Raw genomic sequence first — 15,621 nt, forward strand, 5'->3', positions numbered from 1 at the left:
TAGAAGATGTTTTACGCCTTCTCTCTTTTTGAGCGCCACATTTCTACCTAAAATGACAATTTGATTAATATTGTAACTATTATCATCAAAATTTTCAAAGATGTAAAGTCATTAAAGAAAAAAAGAGCACCAAGGGGCACTCTTTTCTTATTTATTCACCAGAATATTGCATTAAAGTGAATACATCATAACCGTCTAACTTCTTACGGCCATCTAGGTACGTTAACTCAATTAAGAAAGCAATCCCTGCTACAACCCCACCTAGTTGCTCAATAAGTTTGATTGTTGCCTCAATTGTGCCCCCTGTTGCTAAAAGGTCATCTGTAATTAGGACACGCTGTCCAGGCTTAATAGCATCTTTATGCATTGTTAAAACGTCGTTTCCATATTCTAAACCATAGTCAACTTTAACAACTTCACGAGGAAGTTTTCCTTCTTTACGAACAGGAACAAATCCCTTGCCCATTGCATATGACACAGGGCATCCAATGATAAAACCGCGAGCTTCAGGTCCCACGATCACATCAATTTCTTTCTCTTTTGCATATTTGACGATCTCGTCTGTTGCTGCACGATACACGTCGCCATTGTCCATAAGTGTTGTAATATCCTTAAACTGAATACCTTTCTTTGGGTAATCAGGGACAATGGTAATATATTTTTTGAAATCCATTAGCTTATTTCCTCCTCATTGATCACAGAGCTTTTTCTAAAATGCTCAAAAAGCTCTTTCAATTCACCGTAGGAACGGTAAATTAACTCTTTTTCCACTTTTAGTTGTTCTTGTTTCTTTTTATAAGTGACAGACTCTATTAAATCACGTTTTGGTGTATGTTGCACTAAAGAAATCACACCATTTTCTATTGTAGCAAATTCCAGCTCAAAAAACACCTGTGACATAAAGTCAATCGTTTCCTTTGACCATCCTTTGTGGAGGGCAAGATCTTGTTTATATCGTTTAAGATCAAACGGTCCTTTTTTAAAAAGGAAGCCATAATACCATTTAAAATGGTCTCGGGTTGGGACTGTATTTAAGAAATGATCTTCCTCTGTTAAAAATAGCATATACACTCGAGCTGGTTTACATCCGCTCATTAATGTTTTTAAAATCGTTAATGAAGGAGGAACGTCCAATAAAACAATGTCTCCTTCATAACCTTGTAGCTCTTTGATGTACTCTGTTGAGTTTATAAGTCTCACTTGATCAATATATGAAGCAAACTCTTCTTTTTGAACCGTCTTTTCGTTAAATGCAATAAGAAGCATATCTCTTGTAATATAGTCGGCTAAAAACGTTGATACTTTCCGAACTCCTCTTACATCAAAAAGCTGCCATTCTTCTACAGAAGCATCTTCAAGCATAATTTGTGGCTTACGTCGATTGTTCCATTCGTTGATGGTAAGCTCCCCTACTAGAGAAACATGAGCAAGCGGCGATATTCTGTCATGAAGATAGCCAAGTCCAAATCCAACTCCGTCAAGCGAGCAGTCTGAATCTCCTACAACAACTTTCAGATGAGTTTTATCCGCTCCAATTTTGCGCATTGAGGAAATCGGGACATCCTTAATAAGAACTTTTGGTTTTGGATTGCTAACACCAAAAGGGGCAAGCTTATTTAATTCCTCAATAGACTCTGTTGTAATTTCATCAAGGGAAGCATTCACATCAATATTCACTGCTGGAATAAAGTCTTCTTCACTGAGGAGCTCGTGACCGAATTTGTTCATTTTTTCGCGTAAAAAGGGCACATTTTCTAGCTCTAAGGTCATTCCAGCTGCCATGGGATGTCCTCCAAAATGAGGTAAAATATTACGACATTTTGATAAGTTAGCAAAAAGATCGAACCCTTCGATGCTTCTTGCAGAGCCTTTAGCGATTTTCCCCTCTTCATCTATACCAAGCACAATTGTTGGACGATAAAACTCGTTTACAAGTCTTGAAGCAACAATACCAATAACGCCAGGATTCCATCCTTCTTTTGCAAGTACAAGAACTGCATTCTCCTCTGGAGGAAACTGTGTTTTTACCATTTCAATCGCTTGATCCGTAATCTCTTTTACGATATTTCTTCGTTCTTGATTGCATTGATCAATTTCTTCCGCGAGGTTTTCTGCTTCTTCTTGATCTGTGGTCATTAAAAGGTGCACAGCTGGATCTGCTTGGTCTAGACGTCCAATAGCATTAATACGAGGACCAATGGCAAACCCAATCGTTTCCTCTGTAATTTCCTTCTGGTTTACTCCACAAACGTTCAAAAGAGCTTTTATTCCTGGGCGATTTGTATGTCTTAGATAGTGAAGCCCCTTTTGAACAATGTAACGATTTTCATCTTGCAAAGGAACTAAATCTGCTACAGTTCCAATTGCTGCAAGCTCTACAAGGGCAGGGCTTATTTCTCCTAAAAGAGCTTGACCAATTTTCAGAGCAACCCCTACTCCTGCTAGCTCTTTAAAAGGATACCGTTCAGAAAGTTTTGGGTGAATAATAGCAAAAGCTTTTGGAAGCTCTGGGCCTGGTTCATGATGATCTGTAATAATAAGATCAAAGCCGCACTCTTCGGCAACGTCAGCTTCGTTTACACCTGAGATTCCTGTATCAACCGTGATAACGAGCGTATATCCTTGCTCACCAATATGACGGAAAGCTCCTTCATTTGGGCCATATCCTTCTGTAAAACGATTTGGAATATAAAAATCAACGTGAGCTCCAAGCGTTCTAAGCGCTGTTAACATAACAGAGGTACTACTTACTCCGTCCGCATCGTAATCTCCATAAATCATAATTTTTTCTTCATCCCGAATAGCGCGCTGAATGCGTTCAACAACAATGTCCATATCTTTTAAAAGATATGGATCATGCATATTTTCATCTGTTAAATATAAAAAGTGTCTTGCTTCGTCTACTGTTGTAATATCTCTATTTATCAAAAGAGAGGCAACAAGTGGTGAAACAGAGAGCTGATTTGCTAACTCCTCTGCCTTTGCAGCGTCTGTTTCCTGTACTCTCCATCGCTTTTTTGAATGTAACATTTCCTTTTCACCCCTTAACCTCATACATTATACTAGAGGAAAGAGAGTCCGGCAATGAACGACCTTAAAAGCAAAAAAAAGAGCTAAGGAAAATTCCTTAGCTCTTTTTCTATTAAAGAGTGTCTTCTTTTTCTATCTTCTTTTTTGGACCTTTTTTCATTTCTTTTTTCTTCCACACTAACCATAGCTGAGAAGCAATAAATAGTGAAGAATAAGCTCCAATGATTAACCCAATTAAAAGAGCAATAGAGAAGTTCTGAATTGATTCACTTCCAAAAATAAGAAGAGCAATGACAGTAATAACAACCGTTACGATTGTGTTAATAGAACGAGTAAATGTTTCTCGTAAACTTAAGTTCACGATATTTGCAAGCTCTTTACTTGTTTTCGGTTTGAAAATCCCCATATTTTCCCGTATTCTGTCAAACGATACGATTGTATCATTGATTGAATACCCAATAATAGTCAGAACGGCAGCGATGAATGTTACATCAACCTCCAGCTGGAATAAGCTAAAGAGCGTAATGATAACAAATGCATCATGAAGCAACGCAATAACAGCGGCAAGTGCCATCTTCCATTCGAAACGAATGGATACGTAAATTATAATTCCAAGCGATGCAATTAAGACCGCGTAAAGGGCATTTTTAGCAAGCTCTCGGCCAATTGTTGGAGAAACCGTACTGATGCTTGGTTCTGTTCCGTATTTCTCATCAAAATGGTCTTTAATCTTAGCAATTTCGTCTTTACTTAAAGCTCCTTTGAATTGTGCTGTTGCACGTTCATTATTTTGACCTGAAAGGGTAATATCCTCTGTTTCCATATTAATCTCAGCTAATTCTTTTGTAACCTCTTGCTGTGTTAAAGCAGAATCAGCTTTAATATCAACACGCGTACCGCTTGCAAAATCAATTCCAAGATTCAACTTCATTGTGGAAAGCAGAATAATTCCAGCAATAGTAATCACAATAGAGAGCGTGAAAAACTTTTTACTATGTTTAACAAAGTCCACTTTATCAAACTTTGTCTTTGGAAAATGATTTCCTTTATCCTCAGATAAATCTTCAATATCTTTTGGATTAACACCAAAAATTCTTGGTTTTTTATTTAATGCGCGGCTGTTCACCCATAATCCTAAGAATAAACGTGTACCATATACGCATGTAATAAAACTAATTAAAATCCCGACAATAAGCATTGTTGCAAAACCTTGAACAGAACTTGTCCCAAAATAGAAAAGAACTGCTCCTGCTAAAAGAGTCGTAATGTTTGCGTCAAAAATAGTGATAAGCGAGCGTCTGTTACCTGCTTTGTAAGCGGAAGGTATTGAGCGGCCACGCTTAATTTCGTCTTTAATTCGCTCATACGTAATAATGTTCGCATCAACGGCCATCCCAACGTTCAGAACAAGCGCCGCGATTCCTGGCAGTGTTAAAACAGCTCCCATCCAATCGTATACGAGTAGAATAAGGAAAACGTAAATCGCTAATGTAATACAAGCAATAAATCCTGGGAAGCGATAGAACGCTAGCATGAACAAGAACACAAGCCCAATACCAATTATTCCAGCATACACCGTTGTTTCAAGAGCTGTTTGACCAAACTGAGCTCCAACGGACGTTGAATATACTTCTTTAAGCTGAACTGGAAGAGCACCAGCATTAATGAGCTTTGCTAAATTTTGAGCTTCCTTAATATCAAAGCCGCCTTCAATCGTTACTTCCTTTTGACTTAGCTTCTGATTTACACTTGCTGCTGATAAATATTTTGGATCTTGCTTTTGGCTTTCGGCTTTATAGGAATCCTTGCCTTTTTCATAATCAAGCCAAATCACAAGTAAGTTTTCACGAGTCGCAGCTTTTTGCGATAGCTCTTGCGTAATTTCTCCAAACTTTTTCGGATTCTTCAGCGTCAGCACTACGTTAGGCTGATTATTTTGCGTATATGCTTGTTTGGCACCTTCAATTTCAGAACCGTTAAGAAGAACTTTGTCATTCACATCTCGAAACGTTAAGTTCGCCTGCGTTGAAAGCAAATCCCGTGCTTCATTCTGATCTTTTACGCCCGCGAGCTGAACACGTATGCGATGATCTCCTTCAATTTGAATATTCGGTTCGCTAACACCGAGTGCATTAACACGCTCTTCAAGCGCACTTGCCGCGCTTTCTAGGGTGTCTTTTGTCAGTTTCTGACCATCAATTGGCTTGACGTCATAGAGAACTTCGAAACCACCTTGTAGATCCAATCCTAAGTTAATACGGTTGGCAATCCCATTGACTGTCGATCCCATGGTACTAAACAACAAAATAACCAAAAGAAAGAAAGCGACAATCCGACCTCTCTTTACCATGAGTTTAAAATCCTCCTTCGTTATGTAAAAAAAACATGATGATTTTCTAATCAGTACCAAACATTACAAAAAATGAATATTTAAAGCAAAATTTACTCAACATTCCTATTATGTTCGATAGATTATAAAGTGTCAAACAAGCTTTATTTACAAAAGGTCTGAAATATCTTCAAGTCCTTTTTTAGAACGATCATTCTTGAATACTTCGATTGTCATAAAGTTCATCACTTCAGATATTTTCACAGCAAGAATATCATTCACAAGTTCATAAAGCTTCAATTCTTCGATTTTTCGGTTCTTCCACTTCTTTTGCTGAAGAAACTGCCAAACAATTTCTTCTGTTACCTCTTCATAGCCGAAAAGTCGAAATTCTTCCATCTTGCTTCTCATAGCAGGTTCTACTAATCTTCGCGACGTTCTACTAACAGCTTGTCCCATGCTCGCATTCTCCTACCTTTACTTTATCTTTAATATCTAAAAAGATTTCCTCATACTTGTCATGCTTGGCCTATTATATTGCATATGTTTTATTGTATACAATATTAATTCGTTTGAGAAGGCAGGCGAATATATGTCAAAATTTTTACAAGGCACAATAATCCTTATCATCGCAGGCTTTATAACTAAAATATTAGGATTTGTTAACAGAATTGTCATTGCTCGACTCATCGGTGAAGAAGGCGTTGGTTTATATATGATGGCAGTGCCCACATTTATCTTAGCCATCACCATTACACAACTTGGACTACCCGTTGCGATTTCAAAACTGGTTGCAGAAGCAGAGATTAAGGGAGATAGAGCACGAATCAAGAAAGTACTTGTTGTCTCACTCTCCATCACTCTTAGCATTAGTCTTATTTTTACAACTGCTATGCTATTTTTTGCTCCAGCAATTGCTCAAACCCTTTTAACAGATGAAAGAACCTATTACCCACTAATGGCCATTATCCCAGTGATTCCTATTATTGCTGTCTCAGCCGTTATTCGTGGTTATTTTCAAGGAAGACAGCAAATGCGACCTGCTGCTTATTCACAAATTATTGAGCAAGTTGTCCGCATTACGCTCGTAGCATTCTGTATTACTCTCTTCGCCCCATATGGAGTAGAATACGCAGCAGCAGGAGCTATGCTTTCTTCGGTATTTGGAGAACTTGCATCTCTTCTCTATATGGTATACACATTTAAGAAGAAAAAGCGAATAAAGGTGCGAAAGCGTTTCTTTCATACTCTGAAAGGTGGAAAAGAGCCTCTTTATGATTTATTGAAAATTGCACTTCCTACAACAGGTGGTAGGATGATTGGCTCCCTTTCTTGGTTTCTAGAGCCCATTGTTGTTACGCATTCACTTGCCATTGCAGGAGTCGCCACGGCTCTTGCTACAAAACAATATGGGATGTTAGCAGGTTTTGCTCTTCCTGTTCTTATGCTTCCATCCTTTATTACAAACTCGCTCTCAACATCACTTGTTCCTGCTATTAGTGAAGCAGCAGCAGAAAATAAAAACAGACTTATTCAATACCGCCTTCATCAAGCACTACGCTTATCTTTTCTAACTGGTGGACTTTCTGTTGTTGTTTTATACGTTTTTGCCCAACCGATTATGCTGCTTATGTATGGTACAGTAAATGGTGCCTTTTTTATTCAAATTATGGCCCCTTTGTTTATTTTCTATTACTTACAAGGGCCCCTTCAAGCAACGCTTCAAGCCTTAAATTTGGCTCAAGCCGCCATGATTAACAGCCTTATTGGAGCGATTGCTAAGCTTAGCCTTATTTTTGCGATTGCAACACAGCCTCATTTTGGCATCAAAGGAGCAGCATTAGGCATTATGGCGGGAATGACTATTGTTACATTTCTTCATCTTGCAACTGTTATAAAGGCAATCTCTTTTGTTGTATATATAAGAGATTATATAAAAAGCTTTATTGTAATGGTGATAACAGGGGTTGCAGGGCACTATATATACGAAACTATTCCCTCATCTGTTTCACTTTCATTACGAACAATCTTTTCCATCATTGTGCTTAGTTTTATCTACATTATTCTTCTGAAAGGATTTAGGCTTGTAAGTCAAGAAGAACTAAGGCGATTTTCTCCGCTTCGGTTCATTAAAAAACACACTAAACGCTAAATGTTTAGTGTGTTTCTATGTCTTTTTCATCAATGTAAAACTTCCCCTGATTAAAACTGCAGTACGAAATTTTTTCAAAACTGCTATATCCTCTTTTCCCCATTTCTTTTTGAAGCCATGACAGATCTTTGCCTGATCGCTCTAAATGATCAAATTGAATAATCCCATCTAATATTAGAGGAAGAGTAAGTGATTTCACATCTTGATCTTTCTTAATTACGGAGAGTTTTCCTGAGGTTTCTAGAATTGCAAATTCTACATCTTCAATATTTGAAATATCTTTTTCACGAAGTTGAATAAGCAAATCGTTAAAATTATAACGCTGCTTTTTCATCTCTCTCTCCCTGATTTGACCATTTTCAATAATAATAGAAGCTCTGCCATCTAGAATTCTCCGGATATGCTGATTTTTAAGAGCCCAGACTGCAAATCCGATTTGAAGAACTGTTAACGTTGCCATTGGAAGAAAGTTGTTAAGGAGTGGAGACTCTGTGTCTTCAATTGCTATAACAGCTATTTCTGCAATCATTAGAAAGACCACTAAATCTAGAATGCTAAGTTCACCAATTTCTCTCTTTCCCATTAGCCTGAAGATAAACACAATGACTAAGTAAAGAAGAACAGTTCGACCAACAAGTAAAAGAAGTTCCATCTTTTCGATCCTTTCCAACTGTTTTTTATAGTTTGTACCTTTTCTGCTGAAACATGAATTCTAAATTCCCTTTCACCTGAATATGCTCGTACTAGAATACTTTTATTAAAGGAGGCTTTATATGGAGAGGTCAGGAATACCGCAAGCCATCTTAAAAGGGGTTATTGCGATTTTTATGATTGCCTTTTTAACAAGCATTGTGTTTGCTTTTCTCCTTAAATTTACAACGATTGCAGAAGATTCACTTCAGTGGATAATCACCGCTCTTTCGTTTATCGCTTTTTTTATTGGCGGTTTTATTTCCGGAAAATCAGGGGGAGAAAAAGGCTGGCTCTTAGGAGGCGCTACTGCCCTTTTATTTTCATGCCTCGTCTTTCTTCTTCAGTTCTTAGGCTATGATGAACAGTTTTCTCTTCTTCAACTTCTTTATCATGGAGGCTTTCTCGTTGCGGCTTGCTTTGGTGGCATCATTGGAGTAAATATTGCTACAAATAAAACATAAAAAGCGCAGCCTTAAGGCTGCGCTTTTTTTATGAATTTGTTACTTCTTGTTTAACTTGTGTTACTTCACGAATTGCTTGACGATCAAATGTTAGTTTTGAACCGTCTAGGCTTTTCACAACAATTTTGTTCTCATCAATTGCATCAATTGAACCGTGAAGGCCTCCGATTGTTACAATACGATCGCCTTTTTTAAGTTCAGACTGCATGTTTTGTACAGCTCTTTGGCGCTTTTGCTGAGGGCGAATCAGCAAGAAGTAGAAGATAACAAACATCAATAAAAGGGGCCAAATGGTATTTAGAATTTGCATGGTGTTTCCTCCTTGAAAGTATATTCTTGAACAGGCAATCTCTAGTTATAGAAGTAACCTGCTGTTCCCTAGAAGTTTTTAGCGTTTGGTTTATTAAATCCATATTGTTCAAAGAATTCGTCTCGGAAATCTCCAAGTCTGTCTTCGCGGATTGCTTGACGAACTTGTTCCATTAATTTTAGCAGAAAATAGAGATTATGGTAAGACGTTAATCGAAGACCAAATGTTTCATTCGAACGAATTAAGTGACGAATATATGCTCTTGAGTAATTTTGGCATGTATAGCAATCACAATTTTCATCAATTGGTCTGAAATCCTCAGCAAACTTCGCGTTACGTACAACAAGACGACCTTCGCTTGTCATGAGAGTTCCATTACGGGCAATACGTGTTGGTAAAACACAGTCAAACATATCAACGCCTCGAATAGCACCATCTACAAGTGAATCAGGCGATCCTACTCCCATTAAATAACGAGGTTTATCAGTTGGGAGAAGAGGTGTTGTAAATTCAAGTACGCGATTCATTACATCTTTCGGTTCACCAACAGACAAACCTCCTATAGCGTAACCCGGGAAATCAAGAGAAATCAAATCTTTCGCACTTTGTTTACGAAGTTCTTCATATTCTCCCCCTTGAACAATTCCAAATAACCCTTGATCATTTGGTCTAGCATGGGCCTCAAGACAACGCTCAGCCCAACGGCTTGTACGTTCAACAGACTTCTTCATATATTCATATGAAGCCGGGTATGGAGGGCATTCATCAAAAGCCATCATAATATCAGAACCTAAAGCATTTTGAATCTCCATCGCACCTTCTGGTGATAAGAAAAGTTTTTCACCACTTAGATGATTACGGAAATGAACTCCTTCTTCTTGAATCTTGCGGAATTCACTTAAACTAAACACTTGGAAACCACCTGAATCTGTCAAAATTGGACGATCCCAATTCATGAACTTATGAAGACCACCTGCTTTTTTGACAATTTCATGTCCAGGACGAAGCCAAAGGTGGTATGTGTTGCTTAAAATGATACCTGCTCCCATTTGTTTTAACTCTTCAGGTGACATTGTTTTTACAGTTGCAAGTGTTCCAACAGGCATAAAAGTTGGCGTCTCGAAAGTTCCGTGTGGCGTATGCACACGGCCAAGACGCGCTCCTGTTTGCTTACATGTTTTTATATGTTCATATCTTATTGCTGTCATTGCTGTTTTCCTTTCTCATCAAAAGTTCCCTTTTTAAGTTTTATCGAATAAACATTGCATCACCAAAGCTAAAGAAACGATATTTCTCTTCAACTGCCTTATTGTAAGCATGAAGAACATTTTCTCTCCCTGCAAGTGCACTAATAAGCATAATAAGCGTTGACTTTGGAAGATGGAAGTTTGTAATCATACCATCAATCCCTTTAAACTCATAGCCTGGAAAGATAAAAATGCTCGTCCATCCAGAAGAAGCTACAAACTGACCGTCGTGTTTAGAAGCAATTGTTTCAAGTGTACGAGTTGACGTTGTACCAACAGACACAATGCGTCCTCCCTGCTCTTTTACATTGTTTAAAAGAGCAGCTGTTCCTTCTGTCATCTGATAAAATTCAGCATGCATATCATGTTCTTCTAAATCTTCAGCACTTACAGGTCGGAACGTGCCAAGACCAACATGAAGCGTAATAAACGCAATATGAACTCCTTTTTCTTTCAATTGTTCAATCAAATTTTCAGTGAAATGCAAGCCAGCTGTTGGAGCCGCCGCAGAACCTTGCTCACGAGCATAAACAGTTTGATATCGTTCACGGTCTTCTAGACGTTCTTTAATATATGGAGGAAGAGGCATTTCTCCAAGGCTTTCTAATACTTCATAAAAAATGCCTTCATAGTGAAACTCTAGCATTCTTCCGCCTTGATCCATTTCTTCTTGGCAAATGGCCTTCAAACGACCATCCCCAAACGTAATAACTGTCCCTTTTCTCACACGTTTTGCTGGTTTTACAAGCGTTTCCCATACATCGCCTTCTTCCTGTTTCAAAAGAAGAACTTCGATATTTGCACCTGTTTCTTCTTTCGTGCCAAAAAGCCGAGCAGGCAATACTCTTGTATCATTTAAAACAAGACAGTCTCCCTCTTGTAAGTAGTCTCCAATATTGTAAAAGTGATCATGAGCAAGCTCACCTGTTTTTTTATCTAATACCATTAAGCGTGACTTATCGCGCTCTTTCAATGGAGTTTGCGCAATTAACTCTTCTGGTAAGTGGAAATCAAATAAATCTACTTTCATCTCTTTCACCTGTTCCTATTATATTACATATTCATTTTAATCGATTAATCACGAAAAAAACGAGCGATAAAATAACGCTGACAATAATGCATGTTACAATCGGAAAATAAAATGTTGTATTTCCCTTTTTAATCAAGATATCTCCGGGAAGCTTGCCGATAAATTGTATCAGTATCCCAAGCAAAAGTAAAACTGCTCCAGCACCCATTAATAACTTTGCAATTTCGCCCACTATTCATTAACCTCAATTCCAAAATGTTCATAAACTAAATTTGTTACAATGCGTCCACGCGGAGTTCGCTGTAAAAAACCAATTTGAAGCAAGTAGGGCTCATACACATCTTCAATCGTATGAGCTTCCTCTCCAATTGTAGCGGAAATGGTATCAAGACCAACAGGCCCTCCCCGGAATTTTTCAATAATCCCCATTAATAATTTATGGTCAATATTATCGAGGCCTAAACGGTCTACTTGCAGAAGCTCTAAAGACGTATCTGCCAGCTCTTTTGTGATTACACCTTCCCCTTCGACTTGGGCAAAGTCTCGAACACGTCTTAATAGACGGTTAGCAATTCGGGGTGTTCCTCTTGACCGTCTTGCAATCTCGGTAGCAGCCTGTGGATCCATTTCCACATCAAAGATTTGAGCTGTACGCACAATAATATTTTGTAAATCTTCTTCCTTATAATATTCTAATCTGCTTAATACACCAAAACGATCGCGTAAAGGTGCTGAAAGAAGCCCAGCTCTTGTTGTGGCGCCAACGAGCGTAAACGGCGGTAAATCAAGCCTTACAGAACGAGCGCTTGGCCCTTTTCCAATAACGATGTCTAAACAGAAATCTTCCATCGCTGGGTAAAGAACTTCTTCAATTGAACGATGAAGACGATGAATCTCATCAATAAACAAAACATCTCCTGGCTCAAGACTCGTTAATACAGCCGCAAGATCTCCTGGGCGTTCAATTGCAGGACCTGAAGTTGTCCGTAAATTTACGCCCATCTCGTTTGCAATAATGGCTGCAAGTGTTGTTTTACCGAGACCAGGTGGACCATATAACAAAACATGATCGAGTGTTTCTTCCCTCATTTTCGCCGCTTTAATAAAAACCGATAGATGACTTTTCACCTTATCTTGTCCAATATACTGCTGTAAAGTTTGTGGGCGTAAGCTATATTCCACGAGCGCTTCTTCGTTCAAAGCATCTCCTGTCACAATTCTTTCGTCCATTTAATCACCCTTTATTTTAAAAGCTTTTGCAATGCTTTCTTAATGTATTGATCCGTCGCTAAATTCTCTCCTGCAAGTGTTGGCAGTACTTTATTGATTTCACGTTCTGCATATCCAAGTACTTTAAGCGCTTCTTTTGCTTCTTCCATTGCTTTTTCATTTTCTGTTCTTTGCTCATGTTTTTCATGAGTGAATAGTGTAAACGTTTCGTCTGTAGCTAGATCATTTAGCTTTCCTTTTAAATCTAAAATCATCTGGCGAGCCGTTTTCTTACCAACGCCAGGAAATTTCACCAGAAACTTTTCATTTTCTTCTTCTACCGCTCGAATAAGCCCTGCCGTATCACCTGAAGCAAGGACAGCAAGCGCTCCCTTCGGCCCAATTCCTGAGACGCTAAGGAGCTTTTTGAATAAATCTTTATCTTGGCGCGATAAAAAACCAAAAAGCGCGCTTATATCTTCACGTACGTGATGGTACGTATATACCGTAATTTCCTCCATCTCGTTAATTTGGAATAAAAACGGATTTGGGGTAAAAATCTGATATCCTATCCCTCCGTTTTCTACCGTTACATATTCAGGATTAAGGTATGTTACATATCCTTTAATATAGTCAAACAAAAAATTCCTCTCCTTTAACAAATTGAGAGCTCGTGCGTCCGTGTGAGCTAACATTCACTGTGTTCTATTTTATCATAACTTCATAATATTAGCGTAGTTTCAAACAACAAAAAACAGGGCAGTGTCTTTCACTACCCTGTTTTTGTTGCTGTTGTTTTTTTGGAGAAGGTTTTATAAAAATTAAGCAATGCTGTGTATTGCTCTTTCGTTTGAATTCGAATACCATCTTCTAGCTTTTTATAATCAAAGCTTTGCATCATTTCTACATCAAGTTGAAAAAACGATTGAATAACCCGCGTTGATTTCTGGTGTGGTTCACCTTCATAAATAGAGAGAATTCCTTCTCTGTCCATCCCAATATATCCGTTCTCTTTTAAAAGCGGTGAGATATCATCCACTTCTTTTTGAAAAACCACTTGATCATCTTGCTCGTCAATAAGCTCCCAGCTTTTGAATTTGTCATACATTCCTTCTCTATTTTCACTATTAACTTCTATAATCTCTTCTTCTGTTACTCCATCTACATAGATGCGTTCTAATAAAATGGTCATTTTCTCACCTTCACCATTTTTGGCTAAAGCTTGTGAACCTACAAATAGAAAAAGTGACAAGCTTAAAAGAAGAAGTGCGCTTTGATAGGTTCGATTCATCGTATCTTCACCTCTTTAAAAACTTTTAAAAACAATCTAGTTATAGCTTCTCCTCTTTTAATATCTTTATCCATTTGTACAGATTCACCGAATCCTGCTAAGAAAAAACTGAATTTGTGGCATAAGCATTCTCTTCCTTGATTTATTTAAAATAAGGGATTTTTCTATTTCATTTCGATTGCTTTTTTGAAGAAGTTTTGGCCATGCTTTGAAAAGATCATCTTGATAGAGCAAAGCATATAGGAAGCGAGGCTCTCTAAACCATGAAAGAAGCTCATTATGTAGGAATAAAGGAGTTAGAGAAGCATTTGTATAACATAAAAAACGCCTTGTCAATTGTAAATAATCATAGAAGACAGAATCATAGTGGACACGGTCAAAATCAATTAAACGCACCATATCTGCACTTTTTAAAAAGTTATGTGAAGCAACATCACCATGATTAATTGCTTGTAGAGAAGGGTGAATCAATGAAGTTTCTCGTATTTTTCCAAGAAGAAAAGCTCCATCATATAGAATGTCTTCTCGCTCTCTTTGATGAAGAAAAGTGGAGTTCTGCTCGAAGTAAGAGAGTCTCTTTTCCCATATCTCCTCAAGTAATAAAGGTGCAAGATTGTACGTATTGTTTGCCTTTGTGCTGTTATGAAAAGAGCTTAAAAGGCTAAGTGCTTCCTTTCGCTCGCTTCTCTTATAATAATTAAGCGCTCGTCCTTCTCTATAGTTCATAAGTGCCCAATACGCTCCCTCATATGAAAAGGTGAGCGTTCCATCAGGATAAGGAATAAAATTTATACTTTTGGTGAAAGACTTTTTTGAAGCTTCTTGTAATAAGTTATAAGTGTGAATAATCTTTTCCTTTTCTTTGTACCTCTTCATTACATATCTTCCTGTTTTGGACTCTAATTTCAAAACATGAGGCCTAATACGATTTACTTTTTCAACTTCGATTCCCTTCTTTTTTAAAAGATAGAGAAAAAGGCGATCGTAAACGATCTCGCCTTTTTCTAATTTCCTATTATTAATCATCGTCTTCCTCATAACGAGGCATACCGAACATTTGATGGTCTGGCGATTGTGGCATTGGCTGCTCATATCCCATATTGGCAAAATTTTGTGGGTAATATCCTTGTTCACTTTGCGGCTGTGGATAATAAGGCTGTGACATACCACCACACCCACAATCCTCCTGTTGAGCGTGCATCATGCCGTATTGATGCATCTGTTCGTTTGGATCGTGATACGGCATTCCCATCTGTTCTCCATAGTGAGGCATTGGCATATATGGATTTTGAACAGGCATGTGGTGCATTGGCATATATGGATTTTGAACAGGCATGTGGTGCATTGGCATATATGGATTTTGAACAGGATGGTGGTAGTGCTGTGGCATCGGCATGTAATCATGCTGTGCTCCCATTACGTATTCATCACTGTCATTATCATTTTCATCCTCCATATAATGCATTCCCATATTAGGCATTTGATGTTCATACGGATATGGTGTATTCGGATACGGAGCATTCATTGGCATGTGAACAGGCATCGGCGGCATGCATGGGTTATAACATGGTATATAATTAAATCCGCATCCTGGCATTACTGGTGTTAACGGCACCGGCATGCAATGTTGCATCGGCATTTGCGGCATCACTGGCATCTGTTGGTTCATCATTGGCATTTCGAAGCTTTCATTGTCCTCATAAGATTCTTCAAAATCGAGTATTGGCATCGGCTCTACTTTTGGAATTTCAATCGCCTCTTCTTTTTTAGGCATTTCTTTCTTTGGCTCTTTTTTCTTTGGCTCTTCCTTTTTCGGCTCTTCTTTCTTTGGCTCTTCTTTTTTCGGCATTTCTTTTTTCGGTTTTTCTT

Annotated in this window: 15 protein-coding genes and 1 pseudogene; 2 read left to right on the forward strand and 14 right to left on the reverse strand. The window is 38.1% G+C overall.

Annotated features, from left to right (window positions below):
• Positions 1-151: 151 nt before the first annotated feature.
• The 4 genes from MOC86_RS16810 to MOC86_RS16825 form a co-directional block, all read right to left on the reverse strand.
• The gene (locus tag MOC86_RS16810) at positions 152-673 is read right to left on the reverse strand and encodes an adenine phosphoribosyltransferase (protein ID WP_019391363.1); all 522 of its coding nucleotides are present in this window, start codon (positions 671-673) and stop codon (positions 152-154) included.
• On the reverse strand, positions 673-3,030 hold the full coding sequence (gene recJ / locus MOC86_RS16815) for a single-stranded-DNA-specific exonuclease RecJ (protein WP_268585165.1): 2,358 nt from the start codon (positions 3,028-3,030) through the stop codon (positions 673-675). Before recJ ends, MOC86_RS16810 begins: the two co-directional genes overlap by 1 nt.
• Before the next feature lie 112 nt (positions 3,031-3,142).
• On the reverse strand, positions 3,143-5,380 hold the full coding sequence (secDF, locus tag MOC86_RS16820) for a protein translocase subunit SecDF (RefSeq protein WP_268585166.1): 2,238 nt from the start codon (positions 5,378-5,380) through the stop codon (positions 3,143-3,145).
• A gap of 147 nt (positions 5,381-5,527) precedes the next feature.
• Positions 5,528-5,818: a post-transcriptional regulator gene (locus tag MOC86_RS16825; RefSeq protein WP_268585167.1), complete on the reverse strand. Its 291-nt coding sequence runs from the start codon at positions 5,816-5,818 to the stop codon at positions 5,528-5,530.
• 133 nt (positions 5,819-5,951) lie between these two features.
• On the opposite strand from MOC86_RS16825, the gene spoVB reads away from it, so the two are divergent.
• Positions 5,952-7,511 carry a stage V sporulation protein B gene (gene spoVB / locus MOC86_RS16830; protein ID WP_268585168.1) on the forward strand — a complete coding sequence of 520 codons (1,560 nt, stop codon included), beginning with the start codon at positions 5,952-5,954 and terminating at the stop codon, positions 7,509-7,511.
• Between the two features lie 4 nt (positions 7,512-7,515).
• Here spoVB and MOC86_RS16835 read toward each other — a convergent pair whose 3' ends face one another.
• Positions 7,516-8,163, reverse strand: a complete 648-nt coding sequence (locus tag MOC86_RS16835; protein WP_268585169.1) for a DUF421 domain-containing protein — start codon at positions 8,161-8,163, stop codon at positions 7,516-7,518.
• Positions 8,164-8,284: 121 nt separating this feature from the next.
• On the opposite strand from MOC86_RS16835, the gene MOC86_RS16840 reads away from it, so the two are divergent.
• Positions 8,285-8,665, forward strand: a complete 381-nt coding sequence (locus MOC86_RS16840; RefSeq protein WP_061802084.1) for a TIGR04086 family membrane protein — start codon at positions 8,285-8,287, stop codon at positions 8,663-8,665.
• Between the two features lie 28 nt (positions 8,666-8,693).
• Here the strand turns inward: MOC86_RS16840 and yajC are convergent, their stop codons facing one another.
• The 9 genes and pseudogenes from yajC to MOC86_RS16885 form a co-directional block, all read right to left on the reverse strand.
• The gene (gene yajC / locus MOC86_RS16845; RefSeq protein ID WP_243517457.1) at positions 8,694-8,975 is read right to left on the reverse strand and encodes a preprotein translocase subunit YajC; all 282 of its coding nucleotides are present in this window, start codon (positions 8,973-8,975) and stop codon (positions 8,694-8,696) included.
• 68 nt (positions 8,976-9,043) lie between these two features.
• The gene (gene tgt, locus MOC86_RS16850; protein ID WP_040056842.1) at positions 9,044-10,183 is read right to left on the reverse strand and encodes a tRNA guanosine(34) transglycosylase Tgt; all 1,140 of its coding nucleotides are present in this window, start codon (positions 10,181-10,183) and stop codon (positions 9,044-9,046) included.
• A gap of 40 nt (positions 10,184-10,223) precedes the next feature.
• Positions 10,224-11,252: a tRNA preQ1(34) S-adenosylmethionine ribosyltransferase-isomerase QueA gene (gene queA / locus MOC86_RS16855; protein WP_268585170.1), complete on the reverse strand. Its 1,029-nt coding sequence runs from the start codon at positions 11,250-11,252 to the stop codon at positions 10,224-10,226.
• Positions 11,253-11,283: 31 nt separating this feature from the next.
• Positions 11,284-11,484 carry a DUF2905 domain-containing protein gene (locus MOC86_RS16860; RefSeq protein ID WP_019391353.1) on the reverse strand — a complete coding sequence of 67 codons (201 nt, stop codon included), beginning with the start codon at positions 11,482-11,484 and terminating at the stop codon, positions 11,284-11,286.
• A complete protein-coding gene (gene ruvB, locus MOC86_RS16865) occupies positions 11,484-12,482 on the reverse strand; it encodes a Holliday junction branch migration DNA helicase RuvB (RefSeq protein ID WP_268585171.1) in 999 nt (332 codons plus the stop codon). Before ruvB ends, MOC86_RS16860 begins: the two co-directional genes overlap by 1 nt.
• An 11-nt stretch (positions 12,483-12,493) precedes the next feature.
• The gene (ruvA, locus tag MOC86_RS16870; protein ID WP_268585172.1) at positions 12,494-13,102 is read right to left on the reverse strand and encodes a Holliday junction branch migration protein RuvA; all 609 of its coding nucleotides are present in this window, start codon (positions 13,100-13,102) and stop codon (positions 12,494-12,496) included.
• Positions 13,103-13,233: 131 nt separating this feature from the next.
• The gene (locus MOC86_RS16875) at positions 13,234-13,752 is read right to left on the reverse strand and encodes a BofC C-terminal domain-containing protein (protein WP_268585173.1); all 519 of its coding nucleotides are present in this window, start codon (positions 13,750-13,752) and stop codon (positions 13,234-13,236) included.
• Between the two features lie 84 nt (positions 13,753-13,836).
• Positions 13,837-14,778, reverse strand: coding sequence for a phosphotransferase (locus MOC86_RS16880; RefSeq protein ID WP_268585174.1), 942 nt, complete (start codon positions 14,776-14,778; stop codon positions 13,837-13,839).
• Positions 14,771-15,621, reverse strand: a pseudogene (locus MOC86_RS16885) (hypothetical protein); the annotation flags it as partial. The gene MOC86_RS16880 and the pseudogene MOC86_RS16885, both read right to left, overlap by 8 nt.

It is taken from the genome of Priestia endophytica (assembly GCF_026790145.1).
In the GTDB taxonomy this organism is placed as follows: Bacteria; Bacillota; Bacilli; order Bacillales; family Bacillaceae_H; genus Bacillus_I; species Bacillus_I endophytica_A.